The sequence below is a fragment of the Desulfothermus sp. genome (assembly GCF_053993635.1).
On sequence record NZ_JBMYBT010000126.1, the window covers coordinates 1 to 20,389 of the forward strand.

The 20,389-nt window shown below is 35.7% G+C and carries 16 protein-coding genes; 13 read left to right on the forward strand and 3 right to left on the reverse strand.

What is annotated here, in order from left to right; all coding sequences use genetic code 11:
• The 3 genes from ACY2V1_RS09215 to ACY2V1_RS09225 all read right to left on the reverse strand — a co-directional run.
• Window positions 1-549, reverse strand: a 549-nt coding sequence (locus tag ACY2V1_RS09215) for a DNA polymerase III delta subunit-related protein (RefSeq protein ID WP_498040228.1), incomplete at its 3' end; no start/stop codon positions are given.
• 11 nt (window positions 550-560) lie between these two features.
• Complete coding sequence (locus tag ACY2V1_RS09220; RefSeq protein ID WP_461834505.1) at window positions 561-1,844, reverse strand: adenylosuccinate synthase; 1,284 nt, start codon at window positions 1,842-1,844, stop codon at window positions 561-563.
• Between the two features lie 10 nt (window positions 1,845-1,854).
• A complete protein-coding gene (locus ACY2V1_RS09225; RefSeq protein ID WP_461834506.1) occupies window positions 1,855-2,208 on the reverse strand; it encodes a hypothetical protein in 354 nt (117 codons plus the stop codon).
• Window positions 2,209-2,475: 267 nt separating this feature from the next.
• On the opposite strand from ACY2V1_RS09225, the gene ACY2V1_RS09230 reads away from it, so the two are divergent.
• From ACY2V1_RS09230 to ACY2V1_RS09290, 13 genes are all read left to right on the forward strand, one after another.
• Entirely contained in the window at window positions 2,476-3,756 is a 1,281-nt protein-coding gene (locus ACY2V1_RS09230) for an IMP cyclohydrolase (RefSeq protein WP_461834507.1), read from the forward strand.
• Window positions 3,757-3,827: 71 nt separating this feature from the next.
• A complete protein-coding gene (locus ACY2V1_RS09235; RefSeq protein ID WP_461834508.1) occupies window positions 3,828-5,879 on the forward strand; it encodes a ribonuclease catalytic domain-containing protein in 2,052 nt (683 codons plus the stop codon).
• Entirely contained in the window at window positions 5,867-6,466 is a 600-nt protein-coding gene (plsY, locus tag ACY2V1_RS09240; RefSeq protein ID WP_461834509.1) for a glycerol-3-phosphate 1-O-acyltransferase PlsY, read from the forward strand. The genes ACY2V1_RS09235 and plsY overlap by 13 nt, the downstream gene beginning before the upstream one ends.
• Window positions 6,448-7,248, forward strand: coding sequence for a MogA/MoaB family molybdenum cofactor biosynthesis protein (locus ACY2V1_RS09245; protein WP_461834510.1), 801 nt, complete (start codon window positions 6,448-6,450; stop codon window positions 7,246-7,248). Before plsY ends, ACY2V1_RS09245 begins: the two co-directional genes overlap by 19 nt.
• Window positions 7,223-8,866 carry a two-component system sensor histidine kinase NtrB gene (locus ACY2V1_RS09250; RefSeq protein WP_461834511.1) on the forward strand — a complete coding sequence of 548 codons (1,644 nt, stop codon included), beginning with the start codon at window positions 7,223-7,225 and terminating at the stop codon, window positions 8,864-8,866. Before ACY2V1_RS09245 ends, ACY2V1_RS09250 begins: the two co-directional genes overlap by 26 nt.
• A 1-nt stretch (window position 8,867) precedes the next feature.
• Complete coding sequence (locus ACY2V1_RS09255) at window positions 8,868-11,912, forward strand: UvrD-helicase domain-containing protein (RefSeq protein WP_461834512.1); 3,045 nt, start codon at window positions 8,868-8,870, stop codon at window positions 11,910-11,912.
• A 36-nt stretch (window positions 11,913-11,948) separates the two neighbouring features.
• Window positions 11,949-12,671, forward strand: coding sequence for a cobamide remodeling phosphodiesterase CbiR (gene cbiR, locus ACY2V1_RS09260; RefSeq protein ID WP_461834513.1), 723 nt, complete (start codon window positions 11,949-11,951; stop codon window positions 12,669-12,671).
• 27 nt (window positions 12,672-12,698) lie between these two features.
• Window positions 12,699-13,724 carry a DHH family phosphoesterase gene (locus ACY2V1_RS09265; RefSeq protein ID WP_461834514.1) on the forward strand — a complete coding sequence of 342 codons (1,026 nt, stop codon included), beginning with the start codon at window positions 12,699-12,701 and terminating at the stop codon, window positions 13,722-13,724.
• Window positions 13,699-16,227, forward strand: coding sequence for a DNA polymerase I (locus ACY2V1_RS09270; protein WP_461834515.1), 2,529 nt, complete (start codon window positions 13,699-13,701; stop codon window positions 16,225-16,227). Before ACY2V1_RS09265 ends, ACY2V1_RS09270 begins: the two co-directional genes overlap by 26 nt.
• Window positions 16,228-16,482: 255 nt before the next feature.
• Window positions 16,483-17,655, forward strand: a complete 1,173-nt coding sequence (locus tag ACY2V1_RS09275) for a pyridoxal-phosphate-dependent aminotransferase family protein (protein ID WP_461834516.1) — start codon at window positions 16,483-16,485, stop codon at window positions 17,653-17,655.
• Window positions 17,656-17,799: 144 nt separating this feature from the next.
• Window positions 17,800-18,906 carry a Fic family protein gene (locus ACY2V1_RS09280; protein WP_461834517.1) on the forward strand — a complete coding sequence of 369 codons (1,107 nt, stop codon included), beginning with the start codon at window positions 17,800-17,802 and terminating at the stop codon, window positions 18,904-18,906.
• A 283-nt stretch (window positions 18,907-19,189) separates the two neighbouring features.
• Window positions 19,190-19,576: a rhodanese-like domain-containing protein gene (locus ACY2V1_RS09285; RefSeq protein ID WP_461834518.1), complete on the forward strand. Its 387-nt coding sequence runs from the start codon at window positions 19,190-19,192 to the stop codon at window positions 19,574-19,576.
• 12 nt (window positions 19,577-19,588) lie between these two features.
• Window positions 19,589-20,389 (forward strand): sulfite exporter TauE/SafE family protein (locus ACY2V1_RS09290; protein ID WP_461834519.1); only part of this gene is annotated, 801 nt, incomplete at its 3' end.

Consider the following 20,389-nt stretch of genomic DNA (forward strand, 5'->3'; position numbering starts at 1 on the left):
CCAAAAATTTAAGAGTCTATTTATTATTCCTTTGATGGTTTCATCTTGAATTTGCCTTGTTTTCCATTTTAAAGTAAGGATAAAACTCCTAGAAATTATAGTTGGAAGAAGGAGTGTTCTTTGAGGAACCAGTAATACGAAGAGATTTTTATCCTTAGGTTCTTCTAAAACCTTTAAAAGGGAATTTGCAGCCTGCAACGTCAAATTTTGAGATTCCTTAAACAAAAAGGTTCTATATTTGCCTTCCCTAGGAAGTATATCCCTATCCCTATGTATTATCCTCACCTGCTCAATTTTTATTGATCCCTCCCCGCCATCTAATATAGCCATGTCTGGAAAATTTTCATTCAACACACCTTTACACAAATTGCATTCAAAACACGGCCCAGGATCCATGGGACAGTTTACAAGTGCACACCAGTATTTTCCTATCTCCAGCCTATCATAACATAGCCCTCCCTCAATTATGAGCACCCTGGGAGGGCTATGTTTGAGCATTTTTAATATATTAATTGCCCTTTTGTGTTCTACCAAAAGATCTTTATTCACACCAACTAAAATTACCTAAAAATTGTTTGCGATCTCTCAGGACCTACTGATATAATCCTTGCTTTAACTTTAAGATTGTCTTCAATAAATGTTATATAATCTCTGGTTGCCTTAGGCAGATCCTCATAGGTCTTTATCTTTGAAATATCTTCATTCCACCCTTTAATGGATTCATACACTGGCTCTACATGTGCAAGACCATTTTCTATCTGAGGTGGATACAGGATTTCTTCGCCATTATATACATATTTTGTACATATTTGTAAGGTATCCAGACCCGATAACACATCCAATTTAGTAAGCACTATTGAGCTAATATTATTTAGCCTGACTGACTCCCTGAGTACTACCAGATCAAGCCATCCGCACCTTCTGGGTCTTCCAGTAGTAGCTCCAAACTCACCACCTTTATTCTGAAGGTAATTTCCAATCTCATTGTTGAGTTCAGTGGGGAATGGTCCTCCTCCTACCCTAGTTGTATAGCTCTTAACCACCCCCAAAATTTCATCTATTACTGCTATTCCACAACCTGAACCTGCGCACACATTTGAAGCAACTGTATTAGATGATGTAACAAAGGGATAAGTTCCGTGATCTATATCCAGATGAGTCCCCTGAGCGCCTTCAAACAAAATAGATTTACCTTTTTCTATTGCCTTGTAAATCTCTGAAGATACGTCTCCAAGATAAGGTCTCAGTTTTTTAAGACAATCTCCTATTTTTTCTAAAATCTCATCTGCAGATATCTCCTTTGAATCAAAATAATGTTTAAATAAAACATTTTTCTCTGCCAATGCCCTTTCAATCTTTTGTTTTAACCTCTGTTCATCTAATACATCACAGGCTCTTATTCCTATCCGTGAAACTTTATCTTCATAAGCAGGCCCAATACCCCGTCCTGTGGTGCCAATCTTATCACTGCCCTTTTTCTTTGACTCCCTCAAATTATCGAGCATCTTATGATAGGGCATAATAAGGTGGGTCTTATAACTAATCTTAAGCCTATCAGGAGAGACAGAAACTCCTGATCTTTCCAGTTCAGCTAATTCTTCACAAAAAATTTCTGGGTCCAATACTACTCCGTTTCCAATCAAACAAAGTTTGTTCTGGTGCAGGATTCCTGATGGAACCAGATGTAAAATAATCTTTTTATCACCAACAACGAGGGTATGACCTGCATTAGCCCCCCCCTGGAACCTCACTATCACATCTGCTTGTTGACTTAACAGATCTACAATTTTCCCCTTACCCTCGTCACCCCATTGGGTTCCTATAACTACTCTATTTTTCTCCATAATATTTCCCCTATTCACCTTTATCTTCTTTCTTGGCCTTCAAAAAAATAACCTTACCTTTCTCCTTTTGTTTTTTTTCAACCTTTATAACTGGACCTGCCAGATCCTTTCTTTCTTTCACTTCCATTGGAAATTTTCTATTAAACCTCTTCTCTAGACGGGTTAGATGCAGCCATTTGAGGTTAAATAATTGATTCTTCCACTTAACCGCCTGGATCATGGACAGAATAATCACAGATTGTTCCCACTTTTTTGATGGCTCAAACCTCTGTACCTGCTGGTAATATTTATTCCAGAGACCAACAAGTGACGCCTCATCCAGTGATAAAAGTTTATCCGCCAGCTTTTCCAATATCTTATCCAAATTACACCCCTCTTAAATTTAAAATCCACAACTCCTTAAAGCCAACATATGGTAACCTTTTAAAACCAATCATTCAAGTATTGATTATCGCCCAAAATTGGTTAAGTAAAACCCATTGATATTTAATCCTTATGAGGAAAAAGAAAATTTCTTCAACAATCAATTGATTTATTCACTTTTGTTTATTAATAAAGGCCGTAACTTTATTGGTGTTGTTGAAAGCCCAAAAACCAGGAAGAATTAACAACAATTTAGGGAGTTTGGGAAATGAAGAACATAAAAAAAATGTATCATTCTATTTTAAAGGATCCTTTTCCAAGGGAGATGCACATAACTGTTGGGGACCAGGAACTGGTTTATAAAAAACGTACATGGGTAATAGGAGGCGAAGAAAAAGGCTTAAGATATGGAGAAAATCCAGACCAGCCAGCAGCCCTCTATGAGCTCTACCAGGGGACACTGGAATTAGGAGATGTAAAATTCAGAGTGCCCTCTAAAAATTATAAGCTGGTTTCCACACTAAGCGAAAAAAATATGCTTCAAGCAGGAAAACACCCTGGAAAGATAAACCTAACAGATGTGGATAATGGAATTAATGTACTTCAATACCTCACAAAAAAAACTAGTTGTGTCATATTAAAACACAACAATCCATGTGGTGCTGCCTGGTCTGATGAAGGCGTATTAGATGCTTTGACCAAGGCTTATTTCAGCGATAGGATTGCTGCTTTTGGGGGAACAGTGGTTACAAATAGCCCCATTAATAAAGATGCTGCTGAATTTATTAATAAATATTATTTTGAAGTAATTGCTGCCCCAGAATATGAAGAAGGAACTCTAGATATTTTAAAACAAAGAAAAAACTTAAGAATACTGAAAATTGAGGGACTGTCAAATCTTGAAAAGCTAGTAAATGAACCATTTTTGGACATAAAATCCTTGGTTGATGGCGGTATGATTCTGCAGTTTTCTTTTAGAAATAAAATACTTGGCCCTGAAAATTTTTTACCTGCACAAGCCACTAAAGATGGAGATACCATTGTTGCTAGACAACCAACCAAAAAAGAATTTGAAGACCTAGTATTTGCATGGGCCGTAGAGGCCGGGGTTACCTCCAACTCTGTTCTCTTTGTCAAAGATGGTGCCACAGTAGCCATAGGTACTGGGGAACAGGATCGGGTTGGTTGTGTGGACTTGACCATACACAAGGCATATGTAAAATATGCTGATAGGTTGACATATGAGAAAACAGGATTGTCCTTTTACGAACTCAGGCAAAAGGCGAGAATAGATAGCAAACACAGAGACATTTTAGAAGAAATAAACCACCAGGTACAACAAGAGAGGGGTGGACTCCCAGGTTCAGTCATGGTCTCTGATGGATTCTTCCCCTTTAGAGATGGTGTGGATCTAGCAATTGAACAGGGGGTCATAGCCATTGCCCAGCCTGGAGGCTCATTAAATGACTATGAGGTCATAAAGGCAGTTAATGAAGCAACTCCACAGGTTGCAATGGTATTTACAGGACAGAGATCATTTAAACATTAATAAAATACTAACTTTGATAGCAGGGAATACTTTTTAGATATTCCCTGCACAAAAATAAGGCCTTAGGAATTGTGACTAACCAATTAAATTTAAAACCAGGGTGTATAGTTGAATACCTGCATTCAAATCAATTGAATATAGGGAGTGTTTTATCCACAGAAAAAAACTTGACCATAGTAACTCAACAAAACAGGACCATTAGAATCACCAAAAGCCGCATACTGCCGTGGATTGGGCCATATCTTGACCATGATTCAGTCCGTCAAGAGATCTTAGATAAAATGCAGGCAATTAATACACAGAGGGAGAAAATAAAATCTCAAATAATCACAGAGGAAATCTGGCAATTGGTCCACGAGGAAATGGAGGAATGCTCTGTTCATTGGTTGGCAGAACTTTTGTGGGAGACACCTGATTCTAACCAGGTAGCAGCCCTGGGCAGGGCACTGGTACAAGACAAGATCCATTTTAAATTTTTGAATCCCAATTTTAAAATATTTTCTCCAGAAATAGTTGAAAACAAAATTAAAGAATTAAAACGAGCTGAAACAGAAAGAAAATTAATTGATACTGGGAGAAAATTTTTCAATATCCTATGGGAAAAAAGGCAAAATCCAAAGGTAGAACTACCAGAGTTAGAAGATGACATTAAAAATGAACTGGTACTTTTTTTAAAAAAGGGGATTGCCAGTCCAGATAATAAGTCCTTTCAAAATAAATGGAAAAAACTTACCCAGGATATTCCAGATACGCCCCACCTCCCTCTTATTTTGGCGCAGACATGGAAACTTGTACCAAAACACTATAACTACCTTCTAGATCAATGTGATTATAAATGGGGTAATGAGTGGTGTGAAAAATTCAAAGAAGATGTTCAACAAATTAAGGACAATTTTTACACATCACAACGGGCCCCAGAAGATATACCCTTTATTTCAATTGATTCAGCTTCCACTAAAGATATAGATGATGCCTTTTACATTGAGGGAACAGAAGAAACAGGATATACATTATATTTGGCCTTTGCTTACCCTATTTTAGGCTGGAAATTTGAAACTGAATTAGATAAAGAGGTCTGTAAAAGAACTTCAAGCTTATACTTACCAGAAGGCACCTCTCATATGTTGCCTGAAGAGTTAGGGATAGATTTATTTAGCCTCCACGCCAAAGATATAAAACCAGGCCTTATAATCAAAATTGATTTTTCTTCTTCTGGCACCATTAAATCTTATGAACTAAAAAAATCATGGATCAAAGTGGCATATAACCTAACTTACAAGGAAGTGGAGAGACTAATAGAAGAAAAAAAAGATTCCAAATTAATAAGCGCTTACAGGATAGCTAAGAGGCTCAGAGAACAAAGACTTGATAAGGGTGCAGTGATAATTGAAAGGCAGGAGCCAATAATTGTCTTGACCCCTACCCAAGATGACTATGAAATAAGTTTAATGCAACCAAATCCCTCCCCAAATGCCCAGCTAATAGTATCAGAATTTATGATCCTTGCAAATTCAATTGCTGCTAAGTGGGCACAAGCTAATGAGGTCCCACTTATATTTCGCAGCCAAGACATATCCCTTCCAAAGGAAACAAGTGGCATTTGGAAAGATCCAGTGAAGATTTATGGGATAATAAAGCTCCTTAGTGCAACTACTATTGAAACAATCCCCAGATCCCATGCCTCATTGGGCACAGAAGGATATGCTCCAATAACATCTCCTTTAAGACGATATATTGATTTTTTAAATATGGCGCAAATAGATAGGGTGTTATGCGGTTCTGCCCCCTGGCCAAAAGAAAAACTGGAATCTATGTTGCCTTACTTAAATGTAAGGTTGCAAGAAGCCACAAAAATACAGAAATTTAGGACTAGATACTGGAAGTTGCTATATCTAAAAAGATATAGTAAAAAGAGAAATTGGCAGGCTATAGTAGTAGACAAGGACCCCCAATGCTACACAATGATACTGCCAATTGAGCAACTACTGCTCAAAGTACCCCATAACTTGTTCAAAAAAGAAGTATTCTTAGGGAAAAAATTTTGGCTGAGGTTTAATAAAATAGATCCATTAAACAACATAATAAAAGTACAAAAAGTGGAGGAAGATGAATGGAAAAATTAATTGCTCAACTAATCTGGATCGGTGTTTCCTACCTTATTGGCTCCATACCATTTGGCCTAATTATAGCAAAATCAAAACAGGGAATAGATTTAAGAGATGTTGGAAGCGGAAACATAGGTGCGACAAATGTGGCAAGGACATGTGGATTTTTTTACGGTGTGTGCACCTTTTTATTAGACATGTTGAAAGGAATAATACCTGTTGCTATTGCATTTAAATTGTCCACAAATTCTATATTTATCTCCCTAACAGCCCTTTCTGCTATAATAGGACATATGTATTCTGTTTTTCTAAATTATAAAGGTGGGAAAGGAGTTGCAACCACAATAGGCATCTACCTTATATTAAATTCATGCGCTTTAATTATCTCTGTTATTATCGCACTTTTAATAATCTATCTAACAGGATATGTATCCCTGGGATCAATAATCCTTGTCATGATTATGCCCATTTTCATGCTATTTCAAAAAGGGTTCATTTACTTTTTGCTTTCACTCATAATCATGTTACTTGTGATAAATAAACACAGAGAAAATATTGTTCGAGTCTTAAAAGGACAGGAAAATACATGGAAAAAGAAGAATTAACTACTCTAGAAATTACCACCCAAAAGGGGTCAATTCAACTAAAAAAAGGGGAAAATGTCAGTGCTGTATTGGCCCCTTTTTCTAATTATAACTATCCCATAAAATTCATAGGAGATATTGAAACAATATCTATTGGTTCATATGTAGGTGAAGACTTAAACCATCCGAAATTCCAAATAACAGATATATTCTGGACACATAATTCTTCTACACAAATAATTGTCTTGGATCTAATGGCCTTGGCGGATGTCTATTTAGACAAAAAAAATAGATACCTGGTGTGGAAAAACACCTATACTCTGGCAAGAATAACACTTAGTGACAAGGGATTTATAGGAGAAAGAGAGGATTTAAGCGGACCCATTATTGAAGAAATAATTAAAAACCAATTGCCAATATCTCTATGTCTTGAGACCACTATTCCCGATAACTATTATTTGCTATTAAATGTTTTAACAGAAATGGCCTTTTTAAAAAAAGTTGACTTAATAATCACCACTGGAGGAACTGGGGTAACTGAAAGGGATATAACTCCAGATGCAACAGAAAAAATAATTGAGAGAAGGCTATGGGGATTTGAGCACGCAATATTCTCTGAAGGCCTGAAAAAAACAAAACACGCAATAATTTCCAGGGCAATTTGCGGGATAGCGAAGCAATCATTAATAATAAATTTACCTGGAAGTAAAAAGGCTGTACTAGAAAACCTATCCACTATATTACCGGCCCTTAGACATACCCTTGACAAGATAAAAAATGATCCAACAGAATGTGGAAAATAAATTCCTTCCTAAAAATTTACAGGAATATCTTGAAAATACTGTTATAAAAATATGCATATTTCGTCTTATTGTATTTATTGTACTATCTTTGCCTATATTAATAGTAAACATTGAAAATTTTCAGTTTACACATTCTATATCAAAACTATTTGAACACAAAGATATTCTGGGTTTTATTCTAAGTGGACTCTTTTTTACTCTTTTTTTTATAGTAACATGGCGTTTTTTTTCTAATGTCATTTTATTTTTTAGACTACAACTTATTACCGATATAATACTTGCCACTTATTTTTTACTCATAACTGGTGGTATATCATCCAATGGAAGTTTTTTATTTCTTGCAATAGTATTCTTATATGGAAGAATTCTTGGTAAAAAGACACTTACATACACATTTTTATCCATTTTATTAATTTTTTTAATTATTACCATACTCCAATTAAAAGGAGTTAATATATTTAATTTAAAAACTCTTAATACACATATGGCCCTTTATTATAATTCTCTACAGATATCAGCTCTTTGCTTAATTGTTCTTCTTGTAAGGATGGGGGAGTCAAGGGAAGATGTCCTACTAAGAGAAATTGCCAAACAAAAAGATGCCCTAAACAAGGCCAATATACTGAAAACTAAAGTATTCGATTGGATAAATAGTGGTATTATAGTTTTAGATAAACATGGTAATATTGAAAGCATAAACAAGATGGGTGCAAAAATTTTAAATATTCATGATACATATGTCCTAACAAAACCATTAAAAAAAGTTTTTTATCCCTTTTATGAAATATGGAATAAATGGGATAAAAAAGACTTAACTAGAAGGGAAGTCAAAGACAAAGGACGTATCCTTGGAGTAACCCTCTCTAAAACACCCAATAATGGAGGTTATTTAATTATTTTCTCAGATATAACCAAAATAAAGGGGCTTGAGCAAAGGGTTGTTCAAATGGAAAAGTTGGCTGCTATTGGTGAACTTGCTGCAGGACTTGCACATGAGATAAAAAATCCCCTATCTGGCATAAAAGGCTCTTTACAACTTATCAATAAAAGTGAACTCACAACAGAACAAAAACAAAGACTAAATAAGGTAATATTTAGGGACATAGAGAGACTGGATAATTTGCTAAAGGACTTTTTATATTTTGCAAGGCCAAAGGAGCCTGAGAGAGAGGAAATAGATTTAGAAAATTTTTTGAATCAACTAATTTTTCATATAAAGCTCACAAATCCCGAGGTAGAAATAAAACTCACACCTTCAATAAAAGGTAAAAAAATAATTTGGGACCAGGACCAATTAAAACAGGTTCTCTATAACCTTCTTTTAAATAGTATCCAGGCAATGGAAAAAACAGAAAAAAAACAAATTGTTATAGGATGTGGTAGGGACAAATTTAACAATTTTATGATCTTTGTTCAGGATAAAGGAAAAGGGATAGATAAAGATCACGTAAAAAAAATATTCAATCCTTTTTTCACAACAAAGCCAAAAGGCTCAGGCCTTGGACTTTCCATTGCTCAGCGCCTCTGTAAACAAAACAATTGTTGGCTGGAGATAAAAAACAGGCGAGGCAGTGGGGTAGTTGCAAAGATATATTTAAACAAACAAGTTGGAGGATAAGTTGTTTGTCGCAGACTTACATATACATTCCAGGTACTCCCGTGCAACCAGCAAAAGTCTCACCATAAGGAAACTGGCAGCATGGGGAGTAGTAAAGGGAATTGATGTGATCGGCACTGGTGATTTTACCCATCCTGGATGGATGGAGGAGATAGAAGAACATCTATACCAGGGGGAAGATGGACTTTTACATCTAAAGGATACATCAAACCTTGAGAAAGAAATAGAAATCCCTTTAGAATCAAAGATAGATCCAAAAGTATCTTTTATACTCACCACAGAGATTAGTTCAATATACAAAAAGTCAGGTAAGGTCCGAAAAATTCACAACCTCGTGGTTATGCCAAGTATTGATGCAGCCAAAAAATTTAACAAGAAACTTGCCCAAATAGGCAATCTAGAATCTGATGGCAGGCCTATTTTGGGCCTTGACTGCGAGCATCTCCTTGAAATGGTCTTGGAGACCCACGATAAGGCCTATTTGATCCCAGCTCACATATGGACCCCCTGGTTTTCACTCTTTGGCTCAAGATCTGGTTTTGACTCAATATTTGAGTGTTTTGGATCTCTCACAAATGAGATCTTTGCCCTTGAAACTGGCCTATCATCGGACCCACCAATGAATTGGCTATGGAGTGAGCTGGACAGATTTTACCTTGTATCAAACTCTGATGCACATTCAGGAGCAAAATTGGGAAGAGAGGCAAATCTCTTTAAAGGAGAGCTCTCTTACTACACCATATACAATGCACTCAAATACAGGACAGGTGATTTCTTGGGAACAATAGAATTTTTCCCAGAAGAAGGTAAATATCACCTTGATGGGCATAGAAAATGTGGAGTTGTCCTTGATCCTGCTAAGTCCATTGAACTCAATAATATTTGTCCAGTGTGCAAACAACCCCTTACCATTGGGGTGATGCACAGAATTATATCTTTGTCTGATAGACAAAGGCCTAAAAAGCCCCCTCATGCACCTGATTTTCACTCACTTATCCCCCTCCCAGAAATAATTTCTGAAATCATAAAAAAAGGCCCAAACACAAAGGCTGTTTATAAAATATATGCGTCCCTTATTAAAGAATTTAGATCAGAAATCAACATCCTCATGCATGTACCTACTGATGATTTAAGAAAGTTTTCTCAAAAGCTTGCCATTGGGATAGACAAGATGAGAAAGGGAGAAGTGCACAAAGAACCTGGATTTGATGGTCGATATGGAAAGATTTCCATCTTTGTGCACAACAGAGATAAACAGCCTTCCAAAAAAAGCGAGTTAATCATACAAAAAAATGAAACCTCTTCTGAAAAATCTAATTTAGAATTTAATAAAGAACAGCTTGAAGCAATTTATACAGAGAAGACTCCATGTCTGGTAATTGCAGGGCCAGGAACAGGAAAAACCAGGACCATAATTGGAAGGACTATACACTTAATAAAAGACAAAAAAGTATTACCAGAAAAAATCTTGATACTCACCTTTACCACTGCTGCATCTTTGGAACTGCAAAATAGACTTAGTAATCATAAAGGAATTTCTCTCCCCAAAATATCAACAATACACAGCCTTGGATATGAATTCTTAAAAAAAGAATTAGGATATGATCCTATTATCCTCAGTGAAATGGAGGCAAAGACCCTATTTTTGCAAGGAGCTAAAAGTGAACTTTGGGATAGATATCTATTTGAGCGGGAAAAAATGCTTCCAATAACTTCATCAAAACTCCACGAAAAATACAGCATCCTCAAAAAAGATAAGGGAATTTTTGATTATACTGACCTTGTTGAATTTTTAGTAACTTACCTAAAAGATAAGAAAAAAGCCAAAGATATTTATTTTGAACATGTATTGGTAGATGAGATACAGGACCTTTCCCCCATTCAGATTGAGGCTATAAAACTCTTACTTTCCAGAGATGGAACGGGATTTTTTGGAATTGGTGATCCCAATCAGGCAATATATTCTTTTAGAGGAGGCGTAAGAGACATAATATCCACACTTAAAAAGACCTATCCTCATCTAAAAATTATGTCCCTTAAAAAAAATTATCGCTCAGCACAAAAAATTATTGAGTTGTCCACTCCTTTAATTCAATTTGGTAAGCCCACTGTCTCTACTACTAGAAATAAGGGAGAGATATATTTATACACTGCCCCCACTTCTACTATGGAGGCCACGTGGATTGCAAAACAAATCAAAAAATTAATAGGTGCTACATCTCATATGGAGGCAGATCTAGGCAAGACAGGACAAATTTCCCCTTCTGATATAGCAGTACTTGTTAGGTTTAAAGCACTAATTCCACAAATAAAAAATAGTCTTGATAAAATTGGTATCCCATGTTCTACTCCAGAAGAGATGAATTTCTATGAAGATCCAGCAATGGAAAAATTTCTACAACTAATTATCACTTCTCTTTTAAACACTGGCCCTTTTAAGGCAATAGATATGTCCAATTTAAAAGAGATTGAAAAAAGAGCAAAAGAGATGGACATATTTGACTCCATATTTTTCACATCCCCAAGCTATAAAAAATTTAAATCAAAATTTAAGGAACTTGGCGATATAAACAAATTACTTAACTGGATAGCCCTGCAAAAAGAATATGATACAATATCCAAAAAAGCGCAAAAGGTATGTCTAACAACAATCCACGCATCCAAAGGACTTGAATTTGAAGCAGTGTTTTTACCAGCCCTGGAGCAAGACATAATTCCTTTTTGCAAGGAAGCATTTTCAACAGGTAAAAGATCCGTATCAGATGCAAATTTAGTTAAAGCTCAACGTTCAATGTTCAATGTTCAACGTTGTAAAGGTTCTTTATCAGATGCAGATTTAAAGGAAGAAGAGCGACTCTTGTTTGTTGGCATAACCAGGGCCAAGTCTAAATTATTTTTGAGCTACGCTGAAAAAAGAACTATTTTTGGCAAGAAAATAATTTCAGCTATTTCTCCATTTCTAAAAAAACTTAGACTTGATAACGCCATAAAAATAAAGGCCAAACTCAAAAAAAGAAAAAAAATTGTGGATACATCCCTTACATAATTTTAGTCTAATAAAAAACAAGTAATTAAAAAAGTTATGCATAAATTAAAAATAGGCACAACATCTTTTGTGTTTCCTGACACCATTTTTGAAAACTGTAAAAAACTACAGCACCTAGTTGACGAAGTTTCCATTGTAATGTTTGAAACCAAATCATGTCTTAATTACACAGTTAAAGATCTACCCTATGAGCTTAAAAATTTTGACCTAACATACAACATTCATCTGCCCCTGGACCTTGAGTGGCAAAAAGGAGTATCTTACGTAGTAGAAGATATTGCCAGGCTAATAGATAAGACCTTATTTTTAGCTCCAACATCATATGTACTCCATCCCCCATCCCCAAAAAATATTTTTGTTGATTTTGTTGAAAATGCCCAAAAAAGAAATTTACCTCTAAATAAATTTCTCATAGAAAATGTCAAAGAAAATGATTTAACAGACATCTGGGATATTGTGCAAAACACACCTATTAATGTGTGTCTGGACATAGGCCATTTAATTGAATACAATCAATTTAATATGTTAAATCTTGATAAAATTTTTCAAAAAATAAATATGTTGCACTTGTATACGCCCAAAAAAGGAATTCACAAATCCTTAGCACTCCTTGATAAAAAAGGTCTTGAGATCTTAAAAAGAATATTGATAAAGATATATCCAAAGTCTTCTCAAATCACATATATCTTAGAGGTGTTTAATTTTAAAGACCTTTTAACTTCCCTTGACTTTTTCAAGTCATTGTGTAGGGAAATCTAGAAAGGGGAAATTCCCAGGATTATAATTATGTCTTATTTTAGAAAATTAAATCAAAAATTGGAGCAGCTCAATGAGCTCCTAAATAAAAAACAGAGATGGCTGATTTTATGCGTTGCAGACCCAGACGCTATGGCATCAGCTATGGCCTTGAAAAAAATACTGGTTAGAAAGGTAGAAAGCGTTGGCATGGCAATGGTAAATGAGGTAAGTAGGCCAGATAATCTGGCCATGATAAAGTATCTAAAAATACCTATCCAAAAATTAACACCCCCTCTTGCTGCTCAATACGACAAGTTCGCACTTGTGGATTCTCAACCCCATCACAACCCTGAGTTTTCAAATTTTAAATTCAGTATTGTTATAGACCATCATCCAATCTCAAAGGAAAACCCTGTAGAAGCAGACTTTGTAGAGCTCCAACCAGAATATGGTGCAAATTGTACAATACTGACAGAATTTTTATACAATTTAAAGCTCAAACCTGGACGACTTTTAGCCACTGCCCTGCTCTATGGGATAAAGACAGATACCCATAGTTTTGAAAACAATTTCCATGATGCTGATATGCGCGCATTCAGGTATTTAAGTAAGCTTGCCCATCAAAATCTCTTGCGAAAAATAGTTCGCAGTGAATACAAATTAGAGTGGCTAAAATATTTTTCCCAGGCATTAAAAAAAGTGCGGGTGATTGGCGATGGACTCACTGTATTTATGGGTGAGGTGGATTCTTCTGATATTTTAGTTATCTTAGCTGACTTTTTCATGAAGATTCATGATATTTCCTGGGACATTGTAATTGGCATTTGCGATGGCAAACTAATCGCAATTTTCAGGGGAGATGGGATAAAACACCATATGGGGAATCTTGCAAAAAAACTCTTTGGTGATGTTGGAAGTGCTGGGGGTCACAAGGCAATGGCCAGGGCTGAAGTAGAGATGGAAAAAATAAATGAACACCCCCAACAATTTTTGTGGGACAGGATGGAAGGATGTAGTATTATAAAAAAACTCAAGAAAAAAGAAAAAAATGAAAGGGATCTCTCAGAAACTTAATTTATCACAACCTCCCATTTATCTAATAGATGGATCATCTTATATTTATCGTGCATATTATGCATTCACTGATTTAAAGACCAAAGATGGATTTCCAACAAATGCATTGTTTATTGTTCTGCGGTTACTCTTAAAGGTCTTAAAACAAGAAGAACCCAAATATGCATGCTTTGTTATTGACGGAAAAGGACCAACCTTTCGCCACAAGATAGATACCCAATACAAGGCCAACAGGCTAAAAATGCCTGAACCCTTGAGCCAGCAGATCCCTCCTATTCTTGAAGGGGTAAATTTATTGGGAATAAACACAGTGGTGGCAGAAGATTTTGAAGCTGACGACTATATTGCGTCTATGTGTGAATTATTTAAAAAAGATATGCCAGTTATAATAGTTGGGTCAGACAAAGATCTATTCCAACTCTTAGACCACAATGTATTTATCTGGGATCCATCAGGTAAGCAAGAAAAGATATTAACCTCAAAAGAATTTATTAAACAAAAGGGATTTTCACCCAAGTCATGGCCTTTATATCAAGCATTTATTGGAGATAGTAGCGATAATATAAAAGGAGTACCAGGCATAGGGCCAAAAACAGGACTTACAATAATAAAGAGATTTTCTACTATAGACGAAATATTTAATAATCTAGATAAACTTCCCCCTAAAATACACAAAAAGCTAATGAATCAAAGGGAAAATGTAGAAAGATTTCTGGAACTCACCACATTAAAAAAAGACGTACCTATCTCAACTGACCTTAATTTTTATAAAGTAAAGAAAAAAGATGTAGAAAAACTCAGACCATTTCTGGAAAAATATGAATTCTATAGCCTTATAAAAGAATTAGACCTAAAACAAAACAAAACTATATTCCAAAAGGACTTGAATACAAATCCCACAAAAATCCAGATACAGGAATTTAAACAAAGGGTAGAAGGAGATGTTATTGCTGTATCTATAAATAAATCTTTTAGGGTTGCAACCAAAAAATATGAATGTTCTGTTACAAATAAAAAAGATATTTTAAAAATAATAACTAAAGCCAAAAAGGTTTATATTGCTTCAATAAAAGACCTTATCTATAAACTTGAAAAACATGATATTTCTTTAACCAACCTATTTGATTTATCATTAGGAGCATATTTAATAGACCCAGAACTACGAGACTACTCTTTAAAAAGTCTTGCCTCAAAATTCTTACCAAACAAAAATATAGAATCTGGGGGTGGGACAATAATTGATATTGGAGAATATATCTTTGATTTATTAAAAGAAAGTGGCCTCTTTGATTTGTATGAAGAAATAGAAAGGCCCCTTGTTCCAATCCTTATCTCCATGGAGAAAAATGGGGTCAAGATAGACAAACAAAAGTTTATGGATTTTCTAAATGAAGTGCAAACTGAGTTAGAAAAATTAACAAAAAAAATTTATTTGTACGCAAAAGAAGAGTTTAATATAAGGTCTAGTAAACAACTAGCCCATATTCTCTTTAAAAAAATGGGGCTAAAGCCAGGTAAAAAGACCCCTAAAGGGGATTTTTCAACAGCTAGTGAGGTCCTGGAATCAATAAAAAATCAGCATCCAATCATAGAGGATATCCTAAAATACAGGAAATTAGAAAAACTTAGATCAACGTATTTAATACCACTTCCTGATCTAGCAGACAAAAATTCCAGGATACACACCACCTTTAATCAGTTAGCTACTGCAACAGGAAGGCTTTCTTCATCAAATCCAAATTTGCAAAATATTCCCATAAAGGGCGAGTTTGGGCCAAAGATGAGGTCCTGTTTTATTCCAGAAAATGGCAATGTCATGATTTCTGCAGACTACTCACAAATTGAACTCAGGGTACTTGCACATCTTTCAAAAGACCCATATCTGGTCAATGCATTTTTAAATAACATGGATATACATGCCTCCACTGCTGCTGCCCTTTTTGACAAATCTCCTGAGCAAGTTACAAGGGATGAGAGGAGGCGGGCAAAGACAATAAATTTTGGCCTTATCTATGGTATGGGTCCTAAAAAACTCTCAAACGAACTTGGAATCTCCATAACAGAGGCAAAAAAATTTATAGAAAAATATTTTAGCAAATTAACTGGGGTAAAAAGATTTTTTGAACAGGTAGAAATTGAGGCAGAAAAGAATCTTTATGTTACCACACTTTGTGGAAGGAAAAGGCACTTGCCAAATATTAATTCCAGAAATAACAATCTGGTATCCCAGGCAAAAAGGATAGCGATTAATACAAAGATTCAAGGTAGTGCTGCAGATATTATAAAACTTGCTATGATAAAGATTGCCAATAACAAGGACCTTAAAAATATGGGGGCTAAGCTCCTTTTACAGATCCACGATGAACTCTTATTTGAATGTCCAAAAAACCATGGACAAGATGCTGCTACAATTATTAAAGAAATCATGTCATCAGTTTGGGAATTACAAGTCCCTCTTGTGGTTGATATTGGCATTGGAGAAAACTGGGCAGAGGCACATTAATAGTGGTATAGTGGTGTATTGGTATAGTGGTTAGTGGTGTATTGGTATAGTGGTGTATTGGTATAGTGGTTAGTGGTATAGTGGTATATTGGTGTATTGGTATAGGGGGATAGTGGTTAGTGGTTATTCACCACTACACCAATACACTAATACACTAATACACCACTACACCAATACACTAATACACCAATACACCAATATACCAATATACCAATACACTAATACACCAATGCACAAAGAAGGAGAGTAGTTAAAATGTATTGCAAATATAGACTACTTACACCTGGACCTACCATGATCCCTCAAGAGATTGAACTGGCAATGGCAAAACACGTGATACACCACAGAAAAGAAGAATTTAGATCTATAATGAGTAAGCTCCAGGAAAAACTAAAACTCCTTTTTGGAACAAAAAATGAAGTATTAATCCTATCCTCATCTGGAACAGGTGCAATGCAGGCAGCTGTCTATAATTTATTTAATAGAGGAGAGAAAGTAATTGTCATCCAGGGTGGAAAATTCGGTAAAAGATGGCATGAAATAGCAAAAATAAAGGGTTTAGATGTTATTTTAATGGAAGTCCCATGGGGAGAGGCTGTAGATATAGATAAATTACACACATTAATAAAAAGAAATAAAGACATATCTGGAATACTTGTACAGGCATCAGAGACATCAACAGGGGTATTACATCCAGTAGAGGAGATTGGTAAATTAACTAAAGATAAAAATATATTGTTGGTTGTTGATGGCATATCAGCAGTTGGCATCTCTCCTCTACCAATGGATAAATATCACGTAGATTGTCTTATAACAGGCTCCCAAAAGGGGTTAATGGTCCCTCCAGGGTTGTCACTAATTAGTCTGAGCAATAAGGCATGGGAAAAGGCAAAAAATGTAAAAAGGGAGGATTTTTATTTTTACCTCTTAGGAGAGAGAGAAAAGATTAAAACAGGCCAAAATTTATACACATCCCCTGTAAATCTTATTTATGGTCTAAAGGCTTCTATGGAGATATTATTTAAAAAGCCCTTACAAGAGACTTATAAAAAATATTGGGCACTTACCCAGATGACCAGATGGGGAGTAAGTGCTTTAGGGCTTGAGTGTTTTGCAAAGAAAAATTATACATGGGGACTTACCAGCGTAAAACTACCTCAAGGAGTAGATGGACAAAAATTGGTTAAGTATCTGGCTGAAAAATTTAATTTATATATAGCTGGAGGTCAGGACCATCTAAAGGGCAAGATAATAAGGATAGGCCACATGGGGGATGTGGATTTTGGAGATATACTTTTTGCCCTATCTGCCATCTCTTCAGCTCTAAAGACCTTATATAATCTTACTCCAAAAACTCCAGATTTTCTAGAACAGGCGTTTTCTAAGCATCAGGAAGGTATTGTAAATGGGTATCCAGGGATGGAGTAAAAAACTACAGAGTGGATTTTGAAAGACAGATCGCTGTTCATTTGACAGCATCTCACATGATCCATGCTTAACAGGTAAGATATTTTTTTTAGCTTCTCTTTATTAACTCGGAGGGTTAGAGAAATTGTTTGAGGAAATTGATAAATGATACAACCATATAAACCTCAACAGCTGCCACTTGATTTTATTGACTGGGGCTCTCATGTTGACCTCATAGCACGAGCAAATGCAGCCCTTGCACGCTATGATGGAATGCTCGAGGCAATGATAAATCCTACTCTTTTGTTATCACCACTGACTACCCAAGAAGCGGTACTGTCCTCACGCATAGAAGGCACACAGGCTACATTGGAAGAGGTTCTAGAATTTGAAGCAGACCCAAAATGCAAGATAGAACCTTCTAAATACGCAGATATCCAGGAAATTATCAACTACCGAAAAGCAATGAATCATGCTGTGGCTCTGCTGAAAAACAAAGCGCTTTGCCTTAATCTAATAAAAGAACTTCACGCGATTCTCCTGGATAGTACCAGGGGAGCAAATAAGGCCCGCGGTGAATTCAGACGGATTCAGAACTGGATAGGTCCTCCGGGTTGTTCAATTGAAGAAGCTACCTTTATTCCGCCATCTCCGGATATTTTGCCTCAGGCTATCGATAACTGGGAAAAATACATCCACTACCACGAAAAAGAACGGCTGGTTCAACTGGCTATTGTCAAGGCTCAGTTCGAACTAATCCATCCATTCCTTGATGGAAACGGAAGGATAGGGAGAATGCTGGTTCCCTTGTTCCTCTACGAAAAGAACCTTCTCTCACAGCCCATGTTTTACGTGAGCGCTTATCTTGAACGTAATAGGCAACAATACTACCATACGTTAAATCTCATATCAGAAAAGAATGATTGGAACGGTTGGATTAGTTTTTTCCTTACAGCAATTATTGAACAAGCCAAAGAAAATACCCGTAAGGCTAGGGCCATCATTGAACTTTACGAGGAGATGAAGGAGAAAGTGCCTGCAATTACTAGGTCCAAGTATGCTATTAAGGCCATAGATACCCTTTTTGATCGTCCTCTTTTTAAGAGCACGGATTTTATTCGACATTCCGGGATTCCCAAAGACAGCGCTTTCCGAATACTTAGCGAGCTCAAAAAAGCAGGAATTATACGCGCACTGAGGGAAAGCAAGGGTCGCAAGGCTGCCATTTGGGTATTTTACCATGTGATTGAAATTACGGAGGATCTACGTTGAGTTGGATGAAATCCATTTAAATAACATTATGTCGCATAAATAAAAAAATATGCGATACAAATTGATTTAAATTGCATCTATGCGAAACAAAAAGAGCACCACGATCTTACTTTTTTGGGATATTAAAATTACAAAATTTTCTCATAAAAAGGCCCTTAAAAATCCATTTTATGATGAACAAATGGAATTCCAAATCAATTTTAGAGGATGAGGTTAACCACTGTTTTGCTGGGTTTATATTGACAGCTAATCCCTAACATTAAACCAAAAGAGGAGGTATAAAATGGAACAAGTACTTAAAAACTTAACATTAGATTTTTTTGGACAGGGAAAGCATAAAATATCACCTGAAAAATTTTTTGAAATTGAAAACGGATTTCTATTGGATGTTAGATCAAAAGAAGAAGCAGCTTCTATTTCCATAAAAATGGAAGTTCATCCTAACATTGAATCTAAAAACATACCTGTAAATGAAATTCCAGACAGGATTGATGAAATTCCAAAGGAAAAATTAGTCGCAGTTTTCTGTTCAGGAGTAGTTAGAGCAGCCATTGTATATGCTTATTTACTGTCAAAGGGATTCTCGAATGTCCGTATTCTCGAAGGTGGATATCCTGCATTAACTGAAGCACTAAAACCTGGAAAAGTACTGAAGGTCCTAAGACGTTAGGAGGTTTTTTAGATGTCAAATTTAATTATAGTAAGTTTCTTTATTTTTATTGTAGCTGTAACTATGACAATGGTTGGCAAAGGTGGTGGAAATTTTTATGTTGTAATTCTGGCAATGGCCAACATTCCTATGCACGAAGCAGCGACAACGGGCCAGTTTATTCTTTTCTCAGCTTCTGTTGCAGCAATGATTATTTTTCAGAAGAATAAATCTGTATCGTGGATGTTGGCTATTTTAATCGGAACATTAACAGCTTTGTCGGCACTTGGAGGAGGATATTTTTCTTATTTATTCAGTGGGTTTTCATTAAAGTTGATATTTGCTGTTATGCTATTTATTGCCGGAGTATTAATGCTAATCCCTGTTTCAGAAAATAAAGCCAGTGCAAAAAACAAACATTTCGGAATCATAAATATTAAGTCTGGTGATAAAATATATAGTGTTAACTTATGGATTGCATTACCGATCACTCTTTTAACGGGTTTTGGTTCCGGGATGGTTGGTGTATCAGGGGGATCTTTTTTGGTTCCTTTGATGGTATTAGCTTGTGGACTACCGATGCATACAGCAGTTGGAACTGCATCCACATTAATAGCGGCAACTGCTTTTATGGGTTTTATAGGACATGCTATTCAGGGAGATTTTAATCCACATTATGCTATCCCATTAGCTTTTGTTACAATTATAGGTGGAATTATAGGTGGAAAATTTTCTTTGAAGTCGAAGCCTAAAAATTTGAAGAAGCTTTTTGCCTATACAAATTGGATGGCAGCCCTTTTTATGATTTTTAATGCATTTCATACGAAAGGAATA